This is a genomic window from Tritonibacter mobilis, assembly GCF_001681715.1.
Taxonomy (GTDB): Bacteria; Pseudomonadota; Alphaproteobacteria; order Rhodobacterales; family Rhodobacteraceae; genus Epibacterium; species Epibacterium mobile.
The window spans coordinates 199391-220438 of sequence record NZ_LNWY01000012.1 but is presented as its reverse complement, the minus strand read 5'-3'; the positions used below and the strand labels follow the sequence as shown (position 1 = coordinate 220438).

The following is a 21048-nucleotide window of genomic DNA, read 5'->3' as shown; positions in this document are numbered from 1 at the left end:
GAAACATGCGGAACCCTTTGACGGAGCACAGAAATTGAGCGGTATCACACAATAATCTGGCGGTGATTGGGAACAATTGCTGCGCTGCAACGTTGTCCGGTCAAGCAGCAAGCGTTTGATAACGCACTGTGATCCGACCTGAAACGCAAGGAGCAGAGATCATGAACTGGGATATTATCGAAGGCAAATGGAAGCAGCTAAAAGGCGAAACGCAGACCCAGTGGGGCAAGCTGACCGAGGATGAGATCGATCAGGCTGCGGGCAACCGTGAAAAGCTCGCCGGTATCATTCAGGAGCGCTACGGCGTGGCCAAAGATGAAGCGGAGCGTCAGATTGATGAGTTCGCGGAGCGTCTGAAGGATCGCGTCTGAACCGAGGCACCCAAGTCAGGTGCTACGATTAAAAAGAAGCGGCCCTCAGCGGGGCCGCTTTTTCTATTGCTAGGTTACCGGCTGGCGTAACCGAGGGTTTGCAGGGCCGCAGTGATCTCATCCAGAATGACCGGATCATCAATGGTCGCAGGCATTTTCCAATCGGTGCCATCGGCGATCGACACCATGGTCGCGCGCAGGATCTTGCCCGAGCGGGTTTTGGGCAGGCGGTCCACCACGCAGGCGAGTTTGAATGCTGCGACCGGGCCGATCTTCTCGCGCACCAGCTTCACCACCTCTGCCGTGATGTCGGCATGGGGGCGGTTGCAGCCCGCATTGAGACAGAGGAACCCCAGCGGCATCTGGCCTTTGAGTTGATCCGCCACGCCAATCACCGCACATTCCGCCACATCGGGGTGGCTGGCCAGAACCTCTTCCATCGCACCGGTCGACAGGCGATGGCCCGCGACGTTGATCACATCATCGGTGCGCGCCATGATGTAGAGATAGCCATCCACGTCCATCATCCCCGCATCGCCGGTCTCGTAGTAACCGGGAAAGGTGGTGAGGTAGCTTTTCTTGAACCGATCATCGGCATTCCACAAGTTTGGCAGCGTACCGGGGGGCAGGGGCAGTTTGACCGCAATCGCGCCAAGCTCTCCCGGCGGCATTGGGTGGCCACCCTCATTCAGGATCTGCACGTCATAGCCGGGCATCGGCACTGCAGGAGAGCCAAGTTTCACCGGCAGTTCCTCGATCCCAAGCGGGTTGGCGGCAATGGACCAGCCGGTTTCTGTCTGCCACCAGTGATCGATGACCGGCACGCCCAGCTGGTCCTGCGCCCAGACGATGGTGTCGGGATCTGCGCGCTCGCCTGCCAGATAGACCTGCTCCAGACAGGAAAGGTCGTATTTGCCGACAAACTCCCCCTTGGGATCCACGCGTTTGACGGCACGGAAGGCGGTGGGTGCGGTGAAGAAGCTTTTGACCTTATGTTCCGAAATCACCCGCCAGAAGGTGCCCGCATCGGGCGTGCCCACGGGCTTGCCCTCAAAGACCACAGTGGTGTTGCCATGGATAAGGGGGCCATAACAGATGTAGCTGTGACCCACGACCCAGCCCACGTCGGACGCGGCCCAGAACACATCGCCGGGGTCGACGTTATAGATGTTCTTCATTGACCAGTTGAGCGCCACCAACTGCCCGGCGGTGTGGCGGATCACGCCCTTGGGCTGCCCGGTGGTGCCAGAGGTATAGAGGATGTAGGAGGGGTGATTGCCCTCGACCGGCACACACTCCGCAGGCTCCACGCCATATTGGAACCCATGCCAGTTCACATCGCGGCCCTCGATCAGTTCAGCGACTTCCTGCTCGCGCTGGAAGATCACGCAGAAGTCGGGCTTGTGGGTCGCCAATTCAATCGCGCCATCCAAGAGCGGCTTGTAATGCACGGTCCGCCCCGGCTCGATCCCGCAGGAAGCGGCGATGATCGCCTTCGGGGTCGCGTCATCAATCCTGACGGCGAGTTCGGAGGAGGCAAAGCCGCCAAAGACCACCGAATGCACCGCGCCGATGCGGGAACAGGCAAGCATCGCTTCGAGCGCCTCGGGGATCATCGGCATGTAGATGATGACGCGGTCGCCTTTCTCCACCCCCTTGGCCCGCAGCGCACCGGCAAGTGTCGCAACCCGGTTGCGCAGCTCAACGAATGAAATCTCGCGCTTGGTGTGGGTGACGGGGCTGTCGTAGATGATCGCGGTTTGCTCTCCGCGCCCCGCCTCAACATGGCGGTCGACGGCATTATAGCAGGTGTTGACCTTGGTATCGGCAAACCACTCATAAAGCCCGCCCCCCAGATCGCTTAGCGCCTTGGTAGGGGCCTTATCCCAGCTGATGGCGTTTGCAGCCTCCATCCAGAACCCCTCTGGATCTGATTTCCACTGCGCGTACACCTCAGAATAGGTCATCGGGTCCTCCTCCCTGTCTCCTCTGGGGGTAGAGCCTAGGCGTAAGCACAGACATCTCGCAAGCGCGGCGAAGGGGGCTGCGGCGTTTTAAAATCCTGTTAGCGGTAGATTTTGCCAAGTGGAGTTGCAAAGTTTTGCAAACCCATAACTGGCGCGAATTTTGCAGGGAAAATTTGGTGGATCTGCAAAGTTGCAAAGCTAATTTTGCGAAAACTTCACGATCTGATGGGCCGACTCACTTTACGTCAGATCAGCGCGAGAGGTGAAGGGCAGGCTTGCCCCTCACTGTTGTTTGTCATCCCGAGCCTCAGCCGTAATGCGCCACAGGGGTGCCAGCGATGGCCGCCATGTTCAAAAGGCCGCGCGCCGTGATCGAGGGCGACACAATATGAGCGCGGTTGCCCATGCCCATCAGGATTGGCCCGACCTCAAGTCCGCCGGAACGCATCTTCAGAATGTTACGCACGCCCGAGGCCGCATCTGCATGGGCGAAGACCAGCACATTAGCGGCCCCTTCCAGACGCGAATTGGGGAAGATCCGCTCGCGCAGTTCCGGGTCGAGCGCGGTGTCGATGTTCATCTCACCCTCATAGATAAAGTCGCGACGCTTATCATCGAGGATTTCCAGCGCCGCGCGCAGGCGGGCGCCGGTGTCGCAGGGAATGTTGCCGAACTGGCTTTGAGAACAGAGCGCGATCTGCGGTGTCAGGCCGAACCGGCGCACATGGCGTGCGGCCCCGATAACGGTCTCTGCGATCTCTTCCGGGGTGGGTTCAATCCGCACCTGCGTGTCGGCGATGAATAGTGGCCCATCTTCGAGAATCATCATCGACAGCGCCCCATGCGGCGCATAGGAGCCGCCGCCCAGAATTTGCTGCACATAATTCAGGTGCCAGCGATATTCCCCAAAGGTGCCGCAGATCAGGCTGTCCGCCTCGCCGCGATGCACCATGATGCCACCAATGGCGGTGGTGTTGGTGCGCAAAATCGCCTTGGCGAGATCCGGCGTCACCCCTTGCCGCTCCATGATCCGGTGATAGCTGGTCCAATAGTCGCGGTAGCGCGGATCGTTTTCCGGGTTCACGATCTGCACGTCCTGACCCGGGCGGATCGACAGGCCAAGCCGTTCGGCGCGGCTCTCGATCACCTCGGGACGTCCGATCAAGATCGGGGTTTCGGTGGTTTCGCGCAGGATCTCCTGCGCAGCCCGCAACACGCGCTCATCCTCGCCCTCGGCAAAAACGATCCGGCGGGCGGCCGCGCGGGCGGCTTCGAACACTGGTTTCATCAGAAGGGCGGATTTGAACACGCTCTGGTTCAGTTTTGCCCGATAAGCGCCGAGATCCTCCATCGGGCGCTTGGCCACGCCGCTGGACATGGCGGCGCTTGCCACCGCCGAAGACACCACAGCCACCAGACGCGGATCAAAGGGTTTTGGGATCAGGTAATCGGCCCCGAATGTCAGCTGTTCACCCTTATAAGCGGCAGCAGCCTCGGCCGAAGTGGTGGTGCGCGCCAGTTCTGCGATGCCGTCGACACAGGCGATCTGCATCTCGTCGTTGATCTCGGTTGCACCGACATCCAGCGCGCCTCGGAAGATGAACGGAAAGCAGAGTACATTGTTGACTTGGTTGGGAAAATCACTGCGCCCGGTGGCGATGATTGCGTCCGGTGCCACCTTGCGCGCCACATCCGGCATGATCTCGGGCGTCGGATTTGCCAGCGCAAAAATGATCGGACGTTTGGCCATTTTTGCGACCATTTCGGGCTTTAGAACGTTGGGGCCGGAGAGGCCGAGGAACAGATCCGCGCCGTCGATCACCTCGTCCAAAGTGCGCTTGTCAGAGGCTTGGGCAAAGGCCGCCTTATGCGGGTTCATATCCTCTTCGCGGCCCTCATAGACCAGCCCGTGAATATCGCAAAGCCAGACGTTTTCGCGCTTCACGCCGAGTTTGAGCAACATATTGAGGCAGGCAATCCCTGCCGCGCCGCCACCGGTTGAGACGATCTTGATGTTCTCAAAACTCTTGCCGGCCACATGCAGCGCGTTTTTTGCAGCCGCGCCCACGACAATCGCAGTGCCGTGCTGGTCGTCGTGAAACACAGGGATGTTCATCCGCTCGCGACAGAGTTTTTCAACGATAAAACAATCCGGTGCCTTGATGTCTTCAAGGTTCACCGCGCCAAAGGTCGGCTCCAGCGCGCAGACGATATCGGCCAGTTTTTCCGGATCGCTCTCGTTCACCTCAATATCGAAGCAGTCGATATTGGCGAAATTCTTAAAGAGGACCGCCTTGCCCTCCATCACCGGTTTGGAGGCCAGCGCACCGATATTGCCAAGGCCCAGAACCGCTGAACCGTTCGACACCACCGCAACCAGATTGCCGCGTGCGGTGTAGCGCGCAGCGTTGACCTCATCGTCTTTGATCTCAAGACAGGCTTCGGCCACGCCGGGTGAATAAGCGCGGGCGAGGTCGTTTCCGGTGGCCAACGGTTTGGTGGCGCGGATTTCCAGTTTACCGGGACGCGGGAACTCGTGATAGCGCAGAGCCGCGTCGCGCAGGGATTCCGAGGTCTTATCGGGCATGAATGGCGCTCCTGATGGTGATAGTTTAGTGCTAAACTATCTTGGGGCCGAGGGGAACAGGCTTTTGAATACGTGCTCTTTGCTCGGCGGGTGTCTGCATCTGACACCATTGCTGGAGACGCGGCAACTGTGCTGCTGTGAGCAGGCGCGCAGGTGCCGCGAGATGACATTTGACCATCCGATCAAAACCAGCAAAGACTGGTGAGGAACAGCAACACAGCGCCCCAAAGAACTCTTGGCCGATCAGGCCAAAACCGGGGCGAGGACGGAGTACGCCCATGCCCGCATCAGATCCCGCAAACAGCCACCCCTTGCGCGCGCCCGCCGCGGCTGTGCGCGAAAATGCCCATGCGCCCTATTCAAACTTCAAAGTCGGTGCGGCGATCCGGGCGAAATCTGGTACTGTCTATGTGGGCTGCAATGTAGAAAATGTCGCCTATCCCGAAGGCACCTGCGCTGAAGCGGGGGCAATTGCAGCGATGGTAGCGGCAGGGGAGACGGAACTCCTAGAGGCCTATGTGATCGCCGATTGCCCCAGCCCGGTGCCGCCCTGCGGCGGCTGTCGTCAAAAGCTCAAGGAATTTGGCGCAACCGGTGTGGAGGTGACCCTCGCCACCACCGATGGGGTGGAGATGAAAACCACCATTGGCGATCTGCTGCCCGGTGCCTTTGACGCGGGCCATATGGAGCGGAGCTGACAGAATGGATGCGCGTGCGGTCATCGCCCGGTTACGACAAAAAGAGATCCCCACGGCTGAGGAACTTTCGTGGTTTGCCGAAGGGCTTGCCAGTGGGGCGGTCAGTGATGCGCAGGCGGGGGCGTTTGCGATGGCGGTCTGTCTCAACGGACTGCCCCCTGAGGCACGCTCGGCGCTGACACTGGCGATGCGTGACAGTGGCGATGTGCTGACATGGGATCTGCCGGGGCCGGTGGTGGACAAACATTCGACCGGCGGGGTGGGCGATTGTGTGTCGCTGTTGCTGGCACCGGCCCTGGCGGAATGCGGGGCCTTTGTGCCGATGATTTCGGGGCGCGGCCTTGGCCATACCGGCGGCACGCTTGATAAGTTGGAGGCCATTCCCGGTCTCAGCACGCAGGTTGCGCAAGACCGACTGGCAGGGATCGTTGCAGATGTGGGCTGCGCCATTGTAGGGGCGACCGCGCGGATCGCGCCTGCGGATAAGCGGCTTTATGCGGTGCGCGATGTGACGGCGACGGTTGAGAGCCTCGATCTGATCACCGCGTCGATCCTGTCAAAAAAACTCGCGGCCAGCCCGGAGGCTTTGGTGCTCGATGTCAAAATCGGCTCTGGCGCGTTTATGAAAACCGCCGAGGAGGCGCGTGCGCTTGCCACATCGCTTGTGGAGACCGCAAACGCTGCCGGATGCCCGACGCAGGCGCTGATCACGGATATGAACCAACCGCTGGTGCCGTCATTGGGCAATGCGTTGGAAGTTGCAGAGGTGATGCGCGCATTGACCGGCGTGCAGACAGGGCCGACCACTGGGTCGATCATCGATATTACCGTGGCGCTTGGCGGTGCGGTGTTGCGTCAGGCCGGGCTGGTTGAGAGCGTTGAGGCCGGTGAGGCGCAGATCGCGGCCACCTTGGCAGAGGGGCGCGCGGCGGAACGGTTTGCAAAAATGGTGGCGGCGCAGGGCGGCCCCGTCGGCTTTGCCGAGAAATGGCAGCGGTTTTTGCCAGAGGCTCCGGTGATTTTGGAGGTGACGGCTGAGCACGCAGGTTATGTCAACGCCATTGACGGTGAGGCGCTTGGGCTCTTGGTGGTGCGTCTTGGCGGTGGTCGTATGATTGAGAGCGACCGGGTTGATCCGGCGGTGGGGATCTCTGACCTGCTGGCCTTGGGAACAAAAATTGCCAAAGGAGACGTCATCGCACGCATCCATGCCGCCCACACGGACGCCGCGCAAGACGCAATGTCGGCCTTGCGGGCGGCGGTGAGCATAGCGCCTGCCGCGCCCGATCTGCTGCCACTGGTGCATGAAAGGATCGGATGATGGCGCGTGCTTTTCTGGTGGTGATGGATTCGGTCGGGATCGGTGGCGCGCCGGATGCGGGCCGGTATTTCAACAAGGATCTGCCCGATCTCGGGGCCAATACGGTTGCTCATATCGCGCAGGCCTGCGCGGAGGGGCGCGCCGAAGAGGGGCGCAGCGGTCCGTTGCGATTGCCGACATTGGATGCGCTGGGGCTGGGCGCGGCGGTGCAGCTGGCGTCAAATCAACCCGCACCGGGGCTGGATGCAAAACCAACGGGCCTCTGGGGCGCGGCCTCGGAAGTGAGCGCGGGCAAGGACACGCCATCGGGCCATTGGGAGTTGGCTGGGCTGCCGGTGCCTTGGGATTGGAGCTATTTTTCCGAAGACGGCGCGGCTTTTGATAAGGAGTTGGTGGCGCATGTCGCTGAGGCGGCTGGGACCACAGGTATCCTTGGCAATTGTCACGCCTCCGGGACGACCATCATCGCCGACCTTGGCGCAGAGCATATGAAGACTGGCCTGCCGATCTGCTACACCTCTGCCGATAGCGTGTTCCAGATCGCCGCCCATGAGGAGTGCTTTGGGCTGGAGCGATTGTTGAAACTCTGTGCCGATGTCGCGCCCTACCTGCACGCGCGCAAAGTGGGCCGGGTGATTGCGCGCCCCTTCGTTGGCACGCCCGAGGAGGGGTTCAGCCGCACCACCAACCGGCGCGATTTTGCGATCAGGCCGCCTGCACCGATCCTCACCGATTGGGTTCGCGCAAGCGGTGGCCGGGTGCATGGCATCGGTAAGATCGGCGATATCTTCTCCATGCAAGGCATTGACACGCTTGAGAAAGGTTCTGACGCAGCACTGATGGAGCATCTGAGCGAGGCGGTTCAGCAGGCCGAGGAGGGCAGCCTGACATTTGCAAATTTCGTGGAGTTTGACAGCCTTTATGGGCATCGTCGTGATATCTCTGGCTATGCGCGGGCGTTGGAGTGGTTCGACCGGGAAATCGCGCGGGTGCTGGATCAGTTGCGCGATGGAGACCTCATGATATTGACCGCAGATCATGGCAACGATCCGAGCTGGCCGGGCACAGATCACACCCGCGAACAGGTGCCTGTCCTCGTTGCGGGCGCAGGCACCGGCACGATCGGAGCTGTGCAGTTTGCCGATGTTGCGGCCTCGGTTGCGGCGCATCTTGACGTACCGTCACAGGGACCGGGGCGCAGTTTTCTGCCCTGATCCACGCCGCATTTGGACGGAAAACGCCTTGCTTGTCCGGGGGCGCGGCGCTTAAGAGAACAAAAAGCCAAAAGGAGTGTCCTTTATGAGTGACCACCTGACCGTCGTTGACCACCCGCTGGTGCAGCACAAGCTGACCATCATGCGGGACAAGGCAACCTCCACCTATGAGTTTCGCCAACTCTTGCGCGAACTCACCCAACTGCTGGCCTATGAGGTCACGCGCGAGCTGCCACTGACCACCACCACCATTGAGACCCCGATGGAGGACATGGAAGCGCCGATCCTTGCGGGTAAGAAACTGGCGTTGGTGTCGATCCTGCGCGCAGGCAACGGGATGCTGGACGGTGTGCTGGAACTGGTACCCTCCGCGCGGGTTGGATTTGTTGGCATGTACCGCGACGAAGAGACGATGCAGCCGGTGCAATACTACTTTAAGGTGCCGCAGCAGATCTCTGACCGAATGGTAATTGCAGTGGACCCGATGCTGGCCACCGGCAATTCTTCGGTTGCTGCCATCGACCTTCTGAAAGAAGCCGGTGCCAACAACATTCGTTTCCTGTGCTTGCTTGCGTCGCCCGAAGGGGTCGCACGCATGAAAGAAGCGCATCCGGATGTGAAAATCATCACCGCTTCGCTGGATCGTGGGCTGAACGAGAAGGGCTATATCATGCCCGGTCTTGGCGATGCAGGCGACCGGATGTTCGGCACCAAATAACGTCTTCTGTATAGCAGGCAGCGGCCTTTTATACGCGTTCTGCCGAGCGCTGTTACGTGATCGAGAAATATGGCGACGATCCGCTGGATCGCGCCATATTGTTGCCCAGATTGCCTTTACTCAGTTGCGCTTTTCAGGCATCCTACCGCCATATATTGTGGGGCAGGTTGATGAAAATAACTACAATTACGGCAGTATCCCTCATCTTGGCATCCGGTTTGGGCTCCGGTGCTTTTGCGCAGCTTTCATCCAAGACGGCGCAACCGGCGGAGTTTCCTCCAGCCAGTTATCAGGGGCGCCAATATGTGGACAGTCGTGGCTGTATCTTCATCCGCGCCGGTGTCGATGGAAATGTAGCGTGGATTCCGCGTGTGAACCGGGCCCGTCAGCAGCTGTGTGGTGCTGAGCCTTCCAATATCGCCGGATCCACCCGCCAACAGCCATCAGCTCAGGATCCGCGTCCAGACATCATTACACTGGCCCCCGATGCGGGTCGCGTTGATGAACCTGCGCCCGTGCGGGTAGCGCCTCCGCCTGCAGTGCGCAGCCGTAGCACAGCCCCCAGCGCAGCGATTAAGCCAGAGCGCACTGCCGCGATGACCTCGACTGATGCAAAAAACGTGGCGCTCTCACCAGCACGCCCGGCGCGCGCGACGCCACCCAAACCGCAGCGCGCTGCGGCAGCGCCTGCACCCGCAGCGCCGACCCTTGCAACCGTGCCGCGCACCCGGTTGCGTAAATCTGGTGATCCGCTTGCGCAGATCACTCCGAACACCCGCATTTTGCCGGTACATGTCTATCTGCTGCGTCGCGAGAGCGAAGGGCTGCAGGTGCCCGCAGGGTATCGACCCGCGTGGGAAGACGACCGGCTGAACATCCATAGGGTGGAGCAGACCATCCGCCCAACCGTAATCAACGAACAGCCCGCCGTGCCTGAGGGCTACATTCTGGTGGAGCGTTCGGACAACCGGATGAATACCCGCCGGGCGCAGCGCACGCAGCAAGGTGATCAGCAGATGGCGCAGATCTGGACGGACAATCTGCCGCGCCGTCAGTTGGAACAATCGCTTGATAAGACCCCGTTCATTCTGTGGGATGCCAAGGCGAAGTACGGCATTGTGCCGCCACGCCGGGGTGGCCCTGTGACCACCACCCGCATCTCCAGCCGTGCGGCACCGGATGCAACTCTGCCCGAGACGAGCAAGACACCGACCACACCGCGCTATGTGCGCGCCGCAACCCTCGCTAATACAGAAGAGGCAAAGCGTGTCGCGCGTGAGCTCTCTGCGGCGACAGGTCTGCAGATGCGCCTCGGGACGCTCAATCGCAATGGCCAGACCCTGAAGGTGGTTTTGGCTGGACCCTTTACCGCTGGTGCGGATCAGGCGCTGCAACGTATCCGCGCTGCGGGATTTAGCCGCGCGCGGCTCAGCAAGTAAATCTAATCCCAGATTCTCTGGAAGAAATGGCCGGGTTTCCCGGCCTTTTTTATTGAAAGATAGTTAGTTAGCCGCAGATGTTCTGCAATTGCACCCAGTCGCGGTCATTCAGCACTGGCGCCAGATCACGCCCCGCCATTGGGTCGGCTTCAATCAGACCAATGGTGGCTTCTCCTGTGACATCACGCGCATAGGCATAGGGTGTCGAGGGGATGGCGGCGCGGGCAAATTCAGCCAGGAGCGCCTCGGTATCCACAGCCGGACGGGGCGAGGACAGCATGGTCTCGGAATAGCGATCCAGTGTTTCGCGTTTGATTTCGCCCGTCGTAAGCAGCCGGAACGTCGCCATAAACCCTCCGACATCAAGGATCTCTGCCATCGGATCCTGCGCCTGTGCGCGGACGTGCTCGACCAGCACTGCCCCTGCCGCCACGGCCGGGTCCTCGTAATCTTCGACAAAGGTGCGATGCATCAACACAATACCACCGGGCAGCGTCAGGCTCTCGGCAATGCCCGAGCGCAGTACAACCACGCGGCGCACACCGGTACGATCCGCAAGCTTTTTCAGGATTGGGTCAGCTTCCGGCGTTGAGCAGGCCTGACCTGATACGCGTTCTATACGGCCCAAAAGCGCCTGACCGATGGCTTTGCGATGCACCTCTGAAACCGCCGCCAGTGTCTGATTGCGCATGGTCTGCGGCAGGCCAAGCGCCAGCAGCGCCACGGCGCAGGTGACAATCGCAACCCCACCAAAAAGCCGCAGCCGTCCGGGATGCGGGCGCGCGCGTTCGATTGCGGTCTGCACCTTTTCGATGGCCTCACGCATGGTGACCTCATCCTCGGCCAGTTCCAGCGTCTCGCCGGGGTCGCCATCGGGATGATAAAGGGCAGGGAACTCACCGGGATTGGCCCGCTCGACCGCAGCCAGCGACCAATGGGCAAGGGGGCGGTCCTGCATATCGGTAATGGTGAGCGTCGCATCCCCGAGCGAGACAATCACGTCGCGCCGCTGCTCTGACGGCGAAGGCCGCCAGATGCCCACCGCCTCAAGCCGCTGAAATTCACGGAGTACCGTCATCGACCGGGATTGCCTGCTCCTGTTGTTCTAGATGTTATTTAACATGCAAGCCGCATCGGCGGCAAACCGCTTTGCGGCCCAAATGGCAATGCTTAGGTGTTTTTCTGAGCGTTGAGAGGGCGTTGAGGCCCAAAGGAGCCAGATGTGGCTGCGCAAGAGGTCCCGTTGGCCTGTTGATGGGCACACCTGAGGGCGCATGCGCTCGCGAAGGCAGAAGGGCGAGATGATGTGTCAGATACCGATGCGGGGGATGCGCGGTGTTTGAGCATCGTAATAAAGAGGCGGTCTGCTCGATCGCGCTTATTCGTATTGTGTGCCGCGCATTTCCAGTGGAGCTACCTATTCTGCAAGATGCATGAAGGGCTGCTTGCCTAAATTGGTTGCACGGAACGGTTTGTCGCCGTTCCGTGACAATGATTAAAATCCTTCGACGACGATCTTACCCTTGGCCTGACCCGTTTCGACCAGCCTGTGCGCTTCGCGCATATTGGCGGCATTGATCGGGGACAGAACCTCGGAGACGGTTGTCTTGATGTTTCCCGCATCAATTTGACCGGCCACGTAGGATAGAAGGTGATGCTGCTCGATCATGTCCGGCGTCTGGTGCATGGAGCGGGCAAACATGAACTCCCAATGGAAGCTCGCGGCCTTGGTCTTCATGCCACCCATTGGCATGGGCAGATCGGTGTCGTCGATACTGACAATGCCACCTTGCGGGCGGATCAACTCAACCGCCGTGTCCCAGTGCCGCATGTCGTTGAAGATCGCGATATGATCGACGTGCTTGAGGCCAATGGCTTGCACCTGAGCAACCATGTCCTCGCGGTGGTTGACGACATGATCCGCGCCAAGCGATTTCACCCAATCCGAAGTTTCGGAACGGGATGCGGTGGCGATCACTGTTAACCCGGCCTGTTTGGCAAGCTGGATACCAATGGAGCCGACACCACCGCCCGCACCGATGATAAGGAGTGATTGCCCGGCATCTGCCCCGTCGCGGTCTATGCGTAGGCGATCAAAAAACGCCTCGTAAGCTGTGATTGTCGTCAACGGGAGGGCGGCGGCTTCGGCATGCGACAGGGACGCAGGCTTACGGCCGACGATCCGCTCATCGACAAGATGAAACTCCGCATTGGTGCCTGAGCGGGTGATGTCGCCCGCATAGTACACCTCATCTCCCGGCTTGAAGAGCGTCACATCCGGACCGACGGCTTCGACCACGCCGGATGCATCATAGCCGATGATGCGCGGTGCCTCTTCCACCTTGTCTTTGGGGGCGCGTACCTTTGTGTCCACCGGATTGACGGCAACAGCCTTGACGTTCACCAGAATATCTCGGCCTTCGGGCAGTGGTTTTTCAACGTTGAGATCGAGAAACGCACTCTCGTTCTCAATGGGCAAATAGTGTGTAAATCCGACAGCTTTCACAGGTCTTCTCCTTGTTTGGTAAATTCGACGGTGACGAAGACAAGTTCTGTCTCGCCGGTGTTGATCAGGTCGTGGACAAAGGCATTGTCGGGCGACAGATCAGGGAAATGCTGGGTCTGGCCGTTGGTGTAGGTCACATCGACCACGCGACCGTCATCGAAGCGGGATCGCCCCGTGCCATCGGTCAGCACCGTCCAGAAATAGGGGTGGTCGTGACGATGGGGAAGATGGGTTTCGCCCGGCGGCACCCGGAGGTGCCAGATGCGCATTCCGTCTGTTTCAGCGACAAGCGCAGTGCCGATCCGAGGATTTGCCCGGCCTTCGGTGATCTCGTGATTTGTGAGCGGGGCGGTCATGCTGAAACCTCGTAGGTGGTGTAACCCTGCGCATCGCCGCCGAAGAGCGTGTCGCTATCAAAGGGAGACAGCGGCAGATTTTCAGCCAAGCGGCGTGGCAAGTCAGGGTTGGCGATAAACGGGCGTCCAAAGGCCACAGCATCGGCATAACCGCTGTTGATAGCGGCGTCGGCCATGGCTGGTGTGTAACCACCTGCGACGATGACCGACCCTGAATAGGCCGCGCGAAGTTCTTTGCGGAACCATTCCGGCGTTTCTGGCGCATCGTCCCAATCGGCTTCGGCCAAATGAATGTAGGCCAATCCGATCTGGTCCAGCTTTTTCGCCAGAGTCAGGATGGTCTGCGGCGCATCTGGATCGTCCATACCGCGCTGCGTGATAAAGGGCGAGAAACGAATGCCCGTCCGGTCTGCACCCATCTGCGATGAAACTGCTTCGGCAACAGACACCGCAAAACGGATGCGGTTTTCCACAGAACCGCCATAGGCGTCTGCGCGATGATTGGATGTGCTGCGCAGGAACGCGTCGATGAGGTATCCATTGGCTGCGTGAATCTCGACACCATCGAAACCGGCGGCTTTGGCGTTGCGGGCTGCAAGGCGGTAGTCCTCGACAATGCGGGCGATTTCATCTGTCTCAAGCGCGCGCGGAACGGGGCATTCTACCATGCCACCTTTGCCGGTCTCGGGATCCACGATCCAGACGGTCGCATCCGGGGCTATGGCAGATGGTGCAACAGGCTTGCCATCTGCGTGGAACATCGGGTGGCTCATTCGCCCGACATGCCAGAGCTGTAATACGATGCGCCCGCCTTTGGCGTGAACTGCGTCGGTCACCTGTTTCCATCCGGCAATCTGTGCTTCGGAATGTATGCCCGGCGTGAAGGAGTAGCCCTTGCCTTCGGGTGTGATTTGCGTGGCTTCTGTGATGATCATGCCAGCGCTGGCGCGTTGGGCGTAGTACTCTGCTATCATGGCGTTCGGCACATCACCCGGTTGGGTCGACCGTGAGCGGGTCATCGGGGCCATAACCACCCTGTTGGGCAGATTGATCGCGCCGATGGATACGGGGGTGAAGAGTGTCATGTTAGGGTCCTTTCACTCTCAGGCGTTGGTGGGGGCAGGAGCGGGGTTTCGCTCCTGCCAGACGATGAAGGCGAGGCCGAGTGCAGGCACGATGATCGCGGCGAAGGGGGTGTAGGCGGCCCCCAGTGTGCTATCGACGACCGCGCCACCGATGATGCCGCCCAGGGCGTTGGCGATATTGAAGGCCGAGATATTGGCCGTCGCGGCAAGCTCAGGCGCATTGCCGCCATGCTTCATGACGCGCATCTGCATCGGCGGGACGTTGGCGAAAGACACGACACCAAAGACGAAGGCCGCAGCAACGAACAGGTAGGGTTGCGAGGCCACCAGACCGACGACGATCAGCGCGGCGATCATTGCGGCAGGCCAGCCGATCAGGGACGCGCGGAGGTTCTTGTCGGCAGTCTTGCCACCCAGCGTGTTCCCCAGCACCAGACCCAGCCCGACGATGACCAGAATCCATGTCAGGGACACCCGTTCAAAGCCTGCGACCTGTTCTGCGATTGGCGCGATGTAGCCGTAGAAGGTCATGAAGCCGACCCAGCCAAGCGTTGTGATGAGCAAACTGGCCAGCAGCTGCGGATTGCGGAACGCGCCGATTTGCGAGCGGATGGATTTCGGCTCTTCAGCACCTTGTGGTGGGATGGCAATCGCAATTGAGGCGGCAGCCATTGCACCAAGCATGGCGACGACGATGAAGGTCGTGTTCCAGCCAAACATATTGCCGATCCACGCGCCACCGGGAACACCCAGTACATTCGCCAGCGTCAGGCCTGCGAACATCTGGCCGACCGCCTGGCCTTCCATGTCCTTTGTGACCAGCCGCGTCGCGACAACCGCTCCGATACCGTAGAATGGCCCCTGTGTCAGACCGGCCATGACCCGGCTGATCATCAGTGTCGTGTAATCGGTCGCAAAGGCTGTGATCAGGTTCGAGACGACGAAGAGCGCCATAAGACCGATCAGCACAATGCGCTTTCGATAGCGTGCCAGCCAGAGTGTCAGGATCGGCCCACCAATGACGATAGCCATCGCATAGGCAGTGATGAGGTGGCCCGCCTGACCTTCAGAGACATTCAGACTTTCGGCCACTTGGGTCAGAATACCGGCAATGACAAATTCTGCCGTGCCGATGGCGAATGCTGCGAGCGTCAATATCCAGACTTGCAGCGGCATTTTCGATTTGAGGGACATGAATTGCGTCTCCTTCAGTTGATCAACGCGCCACCGTCGATGTCGATGACGGCACCGGTGACGAAGGGGTTGTCGATGGCGAAGAGGTAGCCAGCGGCCAGATCATCGGCACAGCCGACCTTGCCCGCAGGCAGCGATTTCGCAGCGTTATGGAGCATCGCCATGCGCGCCTCGCTCGTCATACCGGCGTAGGCTTCGGTATCGGTCAGGCCGGGGCTGACGACATTGACGCGGATCGGGGCCAGCTCTTTGGCCAGAATTTTGGCCACCGCTTCCAGGGCCGCATTCATGGCAGTTTTGACGTAGGTACCGGGTACCGTGCGTCGGGCGAGGAACCCGGACGTCAGCGTGATTGTTCCGCCGGGTTTGATGTGGCGCGCCGCCGCTTTGGCAACCGCGACCGCACCCCAGAACTTTGTGTCAAAGGCTTGCTTTGCAGCATCAAACGACACGTTGGTGATCGCACCGCCCGGTGCTGATGACCCTGCGGTGAAAACGACGTGATCGACCGGGCCTTGCGCATCGAAGTAAGCTGCAATCGCAGCTTCATCTTTCACATCAAGTCCAGTGGACCGGCTTGCCACTTCAATAGTTCCGTCGCGGTTTGCAAGCGCAGTTGCAACGGCTTTGCCGATCCCGGATGTACCGCCGATCACAATGGTTTTGGTTTCCTTGGTAAAGGTCATTGGAGGGTCTCCTCTCGTTGAGGCATGGGGTCATGGAAAACGGCTTCGATGAGCGGACCGGAAGGCGTGCGGAAAAACAGCCTCCGTTCATCCAGCTCTTCGAGGTCCATCGCTGAATAGCGGATACCCAGGGCTTCGAGCTTGGCGCGAAAGCCTTTGTAATCATCAAGATGGATGCCCACATGATCGTAGGCTTCGGCGGCGGTATCCGTGCCGTAGCCCCGCGCCCCGATCAGATGGATGATTGGCTTGTCACCAGCATAGAGCCAGTGCCCCGGAATACGGTGGATCGCCTCGGGCCTTGTGCGCTCTTGCAGCTCATCAAAGACCGTAAGCAAGAAGGCCCGTGTCCCGGGCAAATCGCGTGTTCGGATGGTGATGTGGTCGAGATGCATGATGATCTCCTTTCGTTGATCATCATCTACCGCCTATCCTTAGGGCAAATAATTGCCTAAAATCCCAATTGATAATTCGGAATGGGCGAATAATGAGGCATCCATGCTGATAGAAAATCTCAAGCTGTTCCTGCTGATAGTGGAAAAAGCTGGGCTTGCGGCTGCGGGTCGTGAGGTTGGATTGTCGCCCGCGACGGTCACAGAGCGGCTCGCTGCACTCGAAGCGCATTACGGAGTGCGCCTGCTGACGCGAACAACACGCTCGATCAGTCTGACAGACGAGGGCCGCGAGTTGGTCACGGGCGCGCGGCGCATATTGGCAGAGACAGAGGAAACAGAAGCAAGGATTAAGCTGGGGGTGGAAAAGATATCCGGCATGATCCACATGAGTGCGCCGAGTGATCTGGGCCGCACGCAACTCGTGCCGCTGCTGGATCAATTCATATCAGAGCACCCGGAAATCGCGATCGACCTGACGCTCAGTGACGGAATTATTGATTTGGTCGGGCAGGGCATCGACCTTGCGCTCCGCTTTGGCGAATTGTCCGATAGCACGATGAAGTCGCGTAAGCTCGGGGCAAACCGCCGGATCGTCTGCGCGTCCCCCGATTATCTGAAGCGCAACGGAACGCCCATGCATCCAGATGATCTGAGCCATCACAACTGCCTGATCATGCGCTTTGGAGCCAACACTGATCGGGATTGGGCGTTTGTGATCGACGGGCAGATGAAAACGAAGCGGGTTTTTGGGAACCGCATTGCCAACGATGGGGGGCTCATTCGGCGGTGGTGTCTGGGCGGGCAGGGAATTACACGAAAGTCGGAATGGGATGTCCGGACGGATCTGGCAACCGGTGATCTTGTCGAGGTGCTTGAGGCCTTTTCACCAGAACCGAACGCGCTTCACATGGTTTACCCAGCAGGAGCAGTCCAGCCACGGCGCGTAAGAGCGCTGATGGAGTTTCTAGTGGCGCGGTTACAATAGCATCGTGATGAACCCGGACACGCACGCCTAACGACAAAACGGTAGTTTTGTCCTCTTCGTTTCCATTTGTGGTCTGCGCGCTGAATGTCGGCGATCGCAGCGTCCGGCCCGGTCTGACAGATCTTTGCCATCCAGTGTCATTTTACAAAAGCGTCCCCAATTCGCGGCTGGAGGTCGCCCTCAACTCTCGCCAGCGAACCGTTTCCTCAGTTCAAACTTCTGGATCTTACCGGTTGATGTCTTGGGCAATTCCCCAAAAATCACCGCTTTCGGGGTCTTGAAACCGGCAAGCGTCTGACGGGCGAAGGCGATCAGGGTGGCCTCGTCGACCTCTGCTCCCTCTTTCAGCTCCACAAAAGCACAGGGCACTTCGCCCCACTTTTCGTCTGGCTTTGCCACCACCGCAGCAAGGTTCACATCCGGGTGGCCCATCAGCACACCTTCGACCTCCACGGAGGAGATATTCTCTCCGCCTGAAATGATGATGTCCTTGGCCCGGTCGGCGATCTGGATATAGCCATCGGGATGCTGCACGGCGATGTCGCCGGAGTGGAAATAACCGCCCGCAAAGGCCTCTGCGGTGGCCTCGGGGTTTTTCAGGTAGCCTTTCATGACCGAATTGCCGCGCATCACGATCTGGCCCTGATCCGTGCCAGTCATCGGGATCTGTTTCATCTCTGCGTCGACCACAGTGATATGGTCCATCATCGGAAAGGCCACACCCTGACGGGCCTTGATCGCGGCACGCCCGGCGGTGTCGAGCGTGTTCCAGCTGTCGCCTTTCCAGAGGCATTCGGTGACATGGCCATAGGTTTCTGTCAGACCGTAAACCTGTGTGACGTGAAACCCCAGTCGTTCGATCTTTTCCAGCGTGGCCGGGGCAGGGGGCGCGCCTGCGGTAAAGACCTCGACCGTGTGGTCAAAGGCGCGCCGCTCCGCATCCTTGGCGTTGACGATCATATTGAGCACGATGGGCGCGCCACCAAAATGGGTCACGCCCTCATCGGCGATGGCATTATAAATCGCCTTTGCTGTGGTGTTACGGCAGCAGACCACGGTGCCACCCAGCACTGGCATCATCCATGTGTGGTTCCAGCCGTTGCAGTGAAACAGCGGCACAATGGTCAGATAAATTGGGCGCAATTGCAGTTGCCATGAGATTACCGTGCCCATGGTCATCAGATAGGCGCCACGATGGTGATAGACCACGCCCTTGGGCCGCCCGGTGGTGCCGGAGGTGTAGTTGAGCGCAAGGCTTTCCCATTCGTCCTCGGGCATGATCCAGTCAAAATCATCGGCGGCGGCAGCGAGGATTTCATCATAGATGGCATAGCGTCCGCTTGCAGGCACACCCGCCTCGGGGTCTGGCACCTCGATGAGGATCGGGCCGTCGCCTGCTATTTGCGCCTTGGCGGCCTCAGCCAGCGTGAGGAACTCGCTGTCAACCAGCGCCACCTTGGCTTCTCCGTGTTCAAAGATATATGCGACGGTGTCCACATCCAGCCGGATGTTAATCGTATTGAGCACCGCACCACGGGCGGGCACGCCAAAATGCGCCTCGGCCTGCGCCGGAATATTCGGCAGCAAGGTCGCAACCACATCGCCGGGTGTCACCCCCATGCCGGCCAGCGCCGCCGCCAGCCGGGTACAGCGATCGTGATACTGCGCATAGGTGCGCCGGGTTTGGCCGTAGACGAGGGCCGTGTCCTCGGCAAAGACGTGCGCCGCGCGTTGCAAATGCGACAGCGGTGTCAGCGGCACATAGTTCGCCGCCGTCCGATCCAGCCCGGTTTCATCTGCCAGCCATCCCATGGTTCCTCCTCCCCGGTCTTGCCGTTTTGTCCCTGAGGTCGAATATTGCGCTGGCGATATGAAAATTGAAAGAGATTGCGTGCGTTGGTGGTATTTATGCTGCATAGGCCGCCTCCGCTTCGCTGTTTCCCAATGCGTCTGAATGGATTAGCCTCTGCGCATGATCCTTTCGCGCGGGCATAACTACGTCTTTATTCATATCCCCAAGACCGGCGGCACCGCGCTCGCGCTGGCGCTGGAGGCGCGCGCCATGGCCGGGGATGAGATGCTGGGCGACACGCCGAAGGCCGTGAAACGCCGCCGCCGCCTGCATGGCACCCAAACGCGGGGGCGATTGTGGAAACATTCAACCCTTGCCGATATCGAAGGTCTCGCCAGCCGCGAAGAGTTGCGGCAGATGTTTGCCTTCACGCTGGTGCGCAATCCTTTTGATCGCATGGTCAGCCTCTATCACTGGCTCAAAGAGCAATCCTTTGATCATCCGATGGTGCCACTTGCGCATGCGCTGCCGTTTACCAGCTTTGTGACCGATCCTTTGGTGATGCGCGCGCTCAAGTCTCAACCGGCTCCGTCTTATATGATGCAGTCGGACGGGTATGAGCATTGCAGCCTTTACATAAGGCTCGAACATTTCGCCAAGGATGCCGCACCTTTGTTCGATCATTTGGGATTCGCACTGGAATTGCCCCGTGTGAATGAGTCGCGGCGCGATCCCGACTGGCGTATTTACTATGATTCACAGGCGATTGATGCCGTAAGGACGTGCTGCCACCTCGAAATCGGACGATTTGAATACTCTTTTAACGATTACCCCCTATCCCTTTGATACAGAGCGGCTCCCTAAGAGACCGCGCCCAGGCCCGCCCGGTTTGCTACAAAGAATTCACGGAACGGCGATTGGAGCTTCGAGCCCTCGAGGTCCGGAGCAACTTAAGTGTCGAAAGGACAGGAACATGCTGGACTGGTTTGCAAAACGGAATGCCTCCCCGATGGCAGAAGCATTCACCACCGAGTTCCCGATGGTGGCCACAGGTCAGGCTGGCTTTCTCGCAGGAACCATGGTTGCAACTGCGACTGGTTGGCGCCCGGTAGAAGCCCTCTCCACAGGCGATGAGGTTCTGACCTTCGATCATGGCATGCGCCCCGTAAAATCCATTGAACGCCGCGTTCTGGTTCTGGGCGACACCGCCTCCGCACAGGAAATGGCGCCCATCTACATCCCCCGCGATGCACTCGGCAACCGCAACCCGATGTGGGTCAAGCCAGAGCAGGGCATCTTGCTGGAGCATGACCTCCTTGAGGATGCGCTGGGAGATCCTTTTGCAGTGGTTCCCGCCTGCGCCCTCGAAGGGTACCGCGGTATCACCCGCGCACCGCAGCAGGTGACAATGGAAACCATCGTTCTTACCTTTGATGAGGATGAAGTCGTCTATATCGAGGCCGGCGTTCTGGCCTTCTGCCCTGCAGATCACGACCTGATGCACTACTGCGTGACCGCTCAGTCCGAGGAGCTTTACACCATCCTCTCCGCCTCCGAAGCTCGTGAACTGGTGATCGACATGATCACCGAAGACAGCTTCTGGACCCCCGGCGCAATGGCAGGCACCGGCGGCACTGGCGAGCCGCAATACGCAACCTTCGCCTGATTACACGCTCTCTCACCCCCTCCAGAGCAGACGACCCGCCAGCCGATCCTTTCGGCGGCGGGTTTTCT

At 59.6% G+C, this 21048-nt stretch carries 19 protein-coding genes; 9 read left to right on the top strand and 10 right to left on the bottom strand.

Features of this window, described 5'->3' with window-relative positions; all coding sequences use genetic code 11:
* The first annotated feature begins 161 nt into the window (after positions 1-161).
* A complete protein-coding gene (locus UB90_RS12280) occupies positions 162-371 on the top strand; it encodes a CsbD family protein (RefSeq protein ID WP_005653381.1) in 210 nt (69 codons plus the stop codon).
* 74 nt (positions 372-445) lie between these two features.
* Here UB90_RS12280 and prpE read toward each other — a convergent pair whose 3' ends face one another.
* On the bottom strand, positions 446-2338 hold the full coding sequence (prpE, locus tag UB90_RS12275) for a propionate-CoA ligase PrpE (RefSeq protein WP_065325977.1): 1893 nt from the start codon (positions 2336-2338) through the stop codon (positions 446-448).
* A 307-nt stretch (positions 2339-2645) separates the two neighbouring features.
* Positions 2646-4925: an NADP-dependent malic enzyme gene (locus UB90_RS12270; protein ID WP_009176421.1), complete on the bottom strand. Its 2280-nt coding sequence runs from the start codon at positions 4923-4925 to the stop codon at positions 2646-2648.
* Positions 4926-5203: 278 nt separating this feature from the next.
* Here UB90_RS12270 and UB90_RS12265 point away from each other — a divergent pair, with 278 nt between their 5' ends.
* The 5 genes from UB90_RS12265 (at position 5204) to UB90_RS12245 (ending at position 10315) form a co-directional block, all read left to right on the top strand.
* Positions 5204-5623: a cytidine deaminase gene (locus UB90_RS12265; RefSeq protein WP_005653388.1), complete on the top strand. Its 420-nt coding sequence runs from the start codon at positions 5204-5206 to the stop codon at positions 5621-5623.
* Positions 5624-5627: 4 nt separating this feature from the next.
* A complete protein-coding gene (locus UB90_RS12260; RefSeq protein WP_065325976.1) occupies positions 5628-6944 on the top strand; it encodes a thymidine phosphorylase in 1317 nt (438 codons plus the stop codon).
* Positions 6944-8158 (top strand): phosphopentomutase, encoded by a 1215-nt coding sequence (locus tag UB90_RS12255; protein WP_065326101.1) that lies wholly within the window; start codon positions 6944-6946, stop codon positions 8156-8158. Before UB90_RS12260 ends, UB90_RS12255 begins: the two co-directional genes overlap by 1 nt.
* Before the next feature lie 85 nt (positions 8159-8243).
* On the top strand, positions 8244-8876 hold the full coding sequence (gene upp / locus UB90_RS12250) for a uracil phosphoribosyltransferase (protein ID WP_005651217.1): 633 nt from the start codon (positions 8244-8246) through the stop codon (positions 8874-8876).
* A 170-nt stretch (positions 8877-9046) separates the two neighbouring features.
* Positions 9047-10315, top strand: a complete 1269-nt coding sequence (locus UB90_RS12245) for an SPOR domain-containing protein (protein ID WP_065325975.1) — start codon at positions 9047-9049, stop codon at positions 10313-10315.
* A gap of 67 nt (positions 10316-10382) precedes the next feature.
* Here UB90_RS12245 and UB90_RS12240 read toward each other — a convergent pair whose 3' ends face one another.
* From UB90_RS12240 to UB90_RS12210, 7 genes are all read right to left on the bottom strand, one after another.
* Positions 10383-11393 carry a hypothetical protein gene (locus tag UB90_RS12240; protein WP_005645581.1) on the bottom strand — a complete coding sequence of 337 codons (1011 nt, stop codon included), beginning with the start codon at positions 11391-11393 and terminating at the stop codon, positions 10383-10385.
* 417 nt (positions 11394-11810) lie between these two features.
* Complete coding sequence (locus tag UB90_RS12235) at positions 11811-12821, bottom strand: zinc-binding alcohol dehydrogenase family protein (RefSeq protein WP_065325974.1); 1011 nt, start codon at positions 12819-12821, stop codon at positions 11811-11813.
* The gene (locus UB90_RS12230; RefSeq protein ID WP_065325973.1) at positions 12818-13177 is read right to left on the bottom strand and encodes a cupin domain-containing protein; all 360 of its coding nucleotides are present in this window, start codon (positions 13175-13177) and stop codon (positions 12818-12820) included. Before UB90_RS12230 ends, UB90_RS12235 begins: the two co-directional genes overlap by 4 nt.
* On the bottom strand, positions 13174-14262 hold the full coding sequence (locus UB90_RS12225; RefSeq protein ID WP_065325972.1) for an alkene reductase: 1089 nt from the start codon (positions 14260-14262) through the stop codon (positions 13174-13176). Before UB90_RS12225 ends, UB90_RS12230 begins: the two co-directional genes overlap by 4 nt.
* Positions 14263-14280: 18 nt before the next feature.
* Entirely contained in the window at positions 14281-15456 is a 1176-nt protein-coding gene (locus UB90_RS12220; RefSeq protein ID WP_065325971.1) for an MFS transporter, read from the bottom strand.
* A 14-nt stretch (positions 15457-15470) separates the two neighbouring features.
* The gene (locus tag UB90_RS12215) at positions 15471-16142 is read right to left on the bottom strand and encodes an SDR family oxidoreductase (RefSeq protein ID WP_065325970.1); all 672 of its coding nucleotides are present in this window, start codon (positions 16140-16142) and stop codon (positions 15471-15473) included.
* Complete coding sequence (locus UB90_RS12210; protein WP_065325969.1) at positions 16139-16537, bottom strand: VOC family protein; 399 nt, start codon at positions 16535-16537, stop codon at positions 16139-16141. The genes UB90_RS12215 and UB90_RS12210 overlap by 4 nt, the downstream gene beginning before the upstream one ends.
* 103 nt (positions 16538-16640) lie before the next feature.
* Between UB90_RS12210 and UB90_RS12205 the strand changes: the two genes are divergently transcribed.
* Positions 16641-17522 carry a LysR family transcriptional regulator gene (locus UB90_RS12205; protein WP_065325968.1) on the top strand — a complete coding sequence of 294 codons (882 nt, stop codon included), beginning with the start codon at positions 16641-16643 and terminating at the stop codon, positions 17520-17522.
* Positions 17523-17702: 180 nt separating this feature from the next.
* Here the strand turns inward: UB90_RS12205 and UB90_RS12200 are convergent, their stop codons facing one another.
* A complete protein-coding gene (locus UB90_RS12200; protein ID WP_065325967.1) occupies positions 17703-19334 on the bottom strand; it encodes an AMP-binding protein in 1632 nt (543 codons plus the stop codon).
* A 160-nt stretch (positions 19335-19494) separates the two neighbouring features.
* On the opposite strand from UB90_RS12200, the gene UB90_RS12195 reads away from it, so the two are divergent.
* Positions 19495-20160, top strand: a complete 666-nt coding sequence (locus tag UB90_RS12195; protein ID WP_065325966.1) for a sulfotransferase family 2 domain-containing protein — start codon at positions 19495-19497, stop codon at positions 20158-20160.
* Between the two features lie 127 nt (positions 20161-20287).
* Positions 20288-20980, top strand: coding sequence for a Hint domain-containing protein (locus UB90_RS12190; protein WP_065321990.1), 693 nt, complete (start codon positions 20288-20290; stop codon positions 20978-20980).
* Positions 20981-21048: the final 68 nt, after the last annotated feature.

Excerpts from the sequence above, each read along its gene's own strand:
- UB90_RS12280 (WP_005653381.1), top strand. The coding sequence starts at position 162 with ATGAACTGGGATATTATCGAAGGCAAATGGAAGCAGCTAAAAGGCGAA.
- prpE (WP_065325977.1), bottom strand. The coding sequence starts at position 2,338 with ATGACCTATTCTGAGGTGTACGCGCAGTGGAAATCAGATCCAGAGGGG.
- UB90_RS12270 (WP_009176421.1), bottom strand. The coding sequence starts at position 4,925 with ATGCCCGATAAGACCTCGGAATCCCTGCGCGACGCGGCTCTGCGCTAT.
- UB90_RS12265 (WP_005653388.1), top strand. The coding sequence starts at position 5,204 with ATGCCCGCATCAGATCCCGCAAACAGCCACCCCTTGCGCGCGCCCGCC.
- UB90_RS12260 (WP_065325976.1), top strand. The coding sequence starts at position 5,628 with ATGGATGCGCGTGCGGTCATCGCCCGGTTACGACAAAAAGAGATCCCC.
- UB90_RS12255 (WP_065326101.1), top strand. The coding sequence starts at position 6,944 with ATGGCGCGTGCTTTTCTGGTGGTGATGGATTCGGTCGGGATCGGTGGC.
- upp (WP_005651217.1), top strand. The coding sequence starts at position 8,244 with ATGAGTGACCACCTGACCGTCGTTGACCACCCGCTGGTGCAGCACAAG.
- UB90_RS12245 (WP_065325975.1), top strand. The coding sequence starts at position 9,047 with ATGAAAATAACTACAATTACGGCAGTATCCCTCATCTTGGCATCCGGT.
- UB90_RS12240 (WP_005645581.1), bottom strand. The coding sequence starts at position 11,393 with ATGACGGTACTCCGTGAATTTCAGCGGCTTGAGGCGGTGGGCATCTGG.
- UB90_RS12230 (WP_065325973.1), bottom strand. The coding sequence starts at position 13,177 with ATGACCGCCCCGCTCACAAATCACGAGATCACCGAAGGCCGGGCAAAT.
- UB90_RS12225 (WP_065325972.1), bottom strand. The coding sequence starts at position 14,262 with ATGACACTCTTCACCCCCGTATCCATCGGCGCGATCAATCTGCCCAAC.
- UB90_RS12220 (WP_065325971.1), bottom strand. The coding sequence starts at position 15,456 with ATGTCCCTCAAATCGAAAATGCCGCTGCAAGTCTGGATATTGACGCTC.
- UB90_RS12215 (WP_065325970.1), bottom strand. The coding sequence starts at position 16,142 with ATGACCTTTACCAAGGAAACCAAAACCATTGTGATCGGCGGTACATCC.
- UB90_RS12210 (WP_065325969.1), bottom strand. The coding sequence starts at position 16,537 with ATGCATCTCGACCACATCACCATCCGAACACGCGATTTGCCCGGGACA.
- UB90_RS12205 (WP_065325968.1), top strand. The coding sequence starts at position 16,641 with ATGCTGATAGAAAATCTCAAGCTGTTCCTGCTGATAGTGGAAAAAGCT.
- UB90_RS12200 (WP_065325967.1), bottom strand. The coding sequence starts at position 19,334 with ATGGGATGGCTGGCAGATGAAACCGGGCTGGATCGGACGGCGGCGAAC.
- UB90_RS12195 (WP_065325966.1), top strand. The coding sequence starts at position 19,495 with ATGATCCTTTCGCGCGGGCATAACTACGTCTTTATTCATATCCCCAAG.
- UB90_RS12190 (WP_065321990.1), top strand. The coding sequence starts at position 20,288 with ATGCTGGACTGGTTTGCAAAACGGAATGCCTCCCCGATGGCAGAAGCA.